Raw genomic sequence first — 3,505 nt, forward strand, 5'->3', positions numbered from 1 at the left:
CACTTAATTGGTAATAACACAACAAGAGAACTAGATTCCTTAAAAGTGCTGAACAACACCTTTCTCGTCTCGCGGGACACCTTAGGCACAGGCTACAATCAAGTCAAAGGGCTCAACCTTTATGGTAAGTTTAAGGAAGGACAACTGCATGATGTAGATATTGTTAAAAACACAGAAGTAGTTTACTTTATGCGCAATGATGACAAGGAACTGATAGGAATCAACAAAAACAAGAGTAGTAAAATAAACCTCATCTTTGAGAATAAAGACATAGAAACCATCACCTTTTTCAACCAAGTTGACGGTGATATTTTTCCAGAAACCGAATTACCCGAAACCGGTAGGGTTTTACGAGGGTTGGCCTGGCGAGGAGATGAACGCATTAAATCCAAAGACGACATCTTCTCTGATGAAGAAAACGAACTCAATGATAAATTGATCAAAGAGGGAAAAATTGAGGCTGCCAAAAAAAATACTCCAATGAAAGTTCGTAAAGAAACTACGGACTATGACAAGAAGAAAAAGCCTAAATAATAGCAACGCATTTGCTTAAAGCAAAAGCACCACTAAAATCCTAAATTTAGTACAATTGAATACCGATTTTTTAAAATACCAAGCACAAACATCACCATACCCATTGGGAATGGAAGTTTCACACGCGATAGGCTCGTATATTTATGACACAAGCAACAAAAAATACCTCGATTTTGTTGCAGGAGTATCCGCTTGCACGCTTGGGCACCAACCTCCTAGAGTAAACCAAGCGATAAAAGATCAACTAGACAAGTACTCGCATGTAATGGTCTACGGAGAATATTCGCAAAGTCCAGCAGTAGAATATTGCAAACTAATGGCTTCCCTTCTGCCGGCACCTTTAGATAAAACATACCTGGTTAACTCAGGAACCGAAGCTATCGAAGGCGCACTAAAACTAGCGCGTCGCGTTACAGGTCGCAGCCAATTAATCTCTTGTCATAACGCTTATCACGGGAACACAATGGGCTCCATGAGTGTTATGGGATTTGAAGAACGCAAGCAAATTTTCAGACCTTTAATTCCTGATGTCGATTTTATCACCTTTAATAACGAAGCTGATTTAGAAAAAATAACTACTAAAACGGCTGGCGTTTTATTGGAAACCATTCAAGGTGGTGCAGGATTTATTCAACCCCATAATGATTTTTTAAAGAAAGTTCGAGCACGCTGTACCGAAGTAGGCGCCTTGATGATTTTAGATGAAATCCAACCTGGTTTTGGACGAACCGGAAAATTATTTGGTTTCCAAAACTACGATGTTGTTCCTGATGTTATAGCCATGGGTAAAGGAATGGGCGGCGGTATGCCTGTTGGTGCCTTTACAGCATCGGCAGAAATGATGGATTTACTAAGTGATAATCCAAAGTTAGGACATATTACAACCTTTGGCGGACACCCTGTCATTGCGGCAGCATGCCTTGCGACCTTGCAGGAAATTACCGAGACTGACCTAATGCAACAAGCGATAGAAAAGGAAAAACTTTTCAAATCTCTTTTGGTACACCCTTTGATAGAAGAAATAAGAGGAAAAGGACTAATGCTAGCAGCAATGACTAGTAGCCCTGATATTACCAATGAAGTTATTTTAAAATGCCAAGACCGCGGTCTTATTTTATTTTGGCTGCTTTTTGAAGGTTGCGCCATTCGGATTACTCCTCCATTAACAATTTCTGAGGAAGAAATTAGAGAAGGTTGCGCCATAATAATAGAAGTGATGGACGAAGTCCTAATGACGATTGAAAAATAAATACGCTGAACACTACCAATTGACTTTAAAATATTGTTAATTAAATTGTTCACAACAATAAAAATTTTTCTTCTCAAAAATAGTAAGGATACCTACCTTTAAGTAGGCTAAATTCAAAAAAACAAGGTATGCAATTAAGCAACGAAGAAGAAGATTACAACAAATCCCTAATCAAATTTGAGTCTATGTTGAAAACCAACAAAGTACTCTTTTTTGACTCAGAAGAGTTTGAAGAAATAATTCTTCACTATCTCGACATGGGAAAGGCCGCTCTAGCCAAAAAAGCCCTGAAATTAGCTCTTGACCAACATCCCAAATCTACTGGTCTAAAACTGGTACAAGTAGAGATGCTGGTATATGACGATAAATTAGAAATTGCCGAAAAGCTTTTAAACGAACTGTACGCAATTGAACCTAATAACGAAGAAATATACATTCAAAAGGCTAATATTTGTTCAAAAAGAGACCAACATGAAAAGGCGGTTGAATTATTAAAAATAGCGCTACAATTTACGGATGATTACGCTGATGTTTATAATTTAATAGGCATGGAGTACTTGTTCATGGATGATTTTGAATTAGCAAAACAGAACTTCATTAAATGCCTTGAGGAAGATTTAGAAGACCAATCGGCTTTGTATAATGTAGTGTACTGTTATGAGTTTTTAGATCAAAATTTAGACGCCATTGCTTTTCTAAATACCTATATCGATAAAAACCCGTACAGTGAGATTGCTTGGCACCAAATGGGACGCTTATATTATGGTGTAAAAGATTATGAAAATGCCATTCGTGCCTTTGACTACGCAACACTGATTGATGATGAATTTTTAGGTGCCTTCATGGAAAGAGCGAAAGCCTACGAACGACTTGGTCGCCACGAAGAGGCTATTGAAAGTTACACTCGAACTATAGAGCTAGATGACGCTACTTCGTACGCGTTATTGCGCATTGGAAAATGCCATGAAAAACTAGGCAATACTGCTCTTGCCTTACAGTTTTACAACCAAACTGTACATGAAGACCCTTTGCTTGACAAAGGATGGATTGCCATTACTGACTTTTATGTACGCCAAAATAATTATCAAAAAGCGTTGTTTTATGTAAATAAAGCACTTGCCATTGATAACCAAAATTGCCTGTATTGGAAACGCTATGCAACCATCAATAAACAAATGAACTTTTTTGAGGAAGCCGAATTTGGTTTCAGAAAAGCAGTTGAATTTGGTGACACCGAATTAGACACCTGGTTGTTTTGGGTAGATATTCTGCAATTCTTGGGAGAATTTGAAAGCGCAATACAAACGTTATTGCAAGCGACAGAGTTTTATCCTGAAGAAAACGAAGTCGAATACCGCTTGGCCGGAATCTATTTTATGATGCAAGATACCGCCAAAGCTAAATTTCATTTAAGCAATGGTTTGCGTTTAAAATTCGAGAATTTCGTTCTTATTGAAGACTTATTCCCAGTGGTATGGACCAATAAAGCCGTTCAAACGTATATAGCCAAATATAAAAAGGTAGAATGATCGAACAAATTAAAAAACGCTTTGGATTATTAGGTCGTAATATTAGTTACTCCTTCTCAAGAGGCTATTTTACTGAAAAATTTAAAAACGATGCTATCGAAGATTGTACCTACGAAAACTTTGATCTGGCCGATATTAGTGAATTCCCTGATACAATAGCTAATGGTAAGGATATCAAAGGAATCAATGTTAC

2 protein-coding genes and 2 pseudogenes are annotated in these 3,505 nt (G+C 37.5%); all 4 read left to right on the forward strand.

Annotated features, from left to right (window positions below; all coding sequences use genetic code 11):
- Nucleotides 1–534: pseudogene (locus tag P8M54_RS14600) on the forward strand (OstA-like protein); the annotation flags it as partial.
- A 55-nt stretch (nt 535–589) separates the two neighbouring features.
- Nucleotides 590–1,783, forward strand: coding sequence for an aspartate aminotransferase family protein (locus P8M54_RS14605; RefSeq protein ID WP_300288730.1), 1,194 nt, complete (start codon nt 590–592; stop codon nt 1,781–1,783).
- A gap of 128 nt (nt 1,784–1,911) precedes the next feature.
- Nucleotides 1,912–3,312, forward strand: coding sequence for a tetratricopeptide repeat protein (locus tag P8M54_RS14610; protein ID WP_300288732.1), 1,401 nt, complete (start codon nt 1,912–1,914; stop codon nt 3,310–3,312).
- Nucleotides 3,309–3,505, forward strand: a pseudogene (gene aroE / locus P8M54_RS14615) (shikimate dehydrogenase); the annotation flags it as partial. The gene P8M54_RS14610 and the pseudogene aroE, both read left to right, overlap by 4 nt.

Source organism: Flavobacterium sp., assembly GCF_029242675.1.
GTDB lineage: Bacteria > Bacteroidota > Bacteroidia > Flavobacteriales > Flavobacteriaceae > Flavobacterium.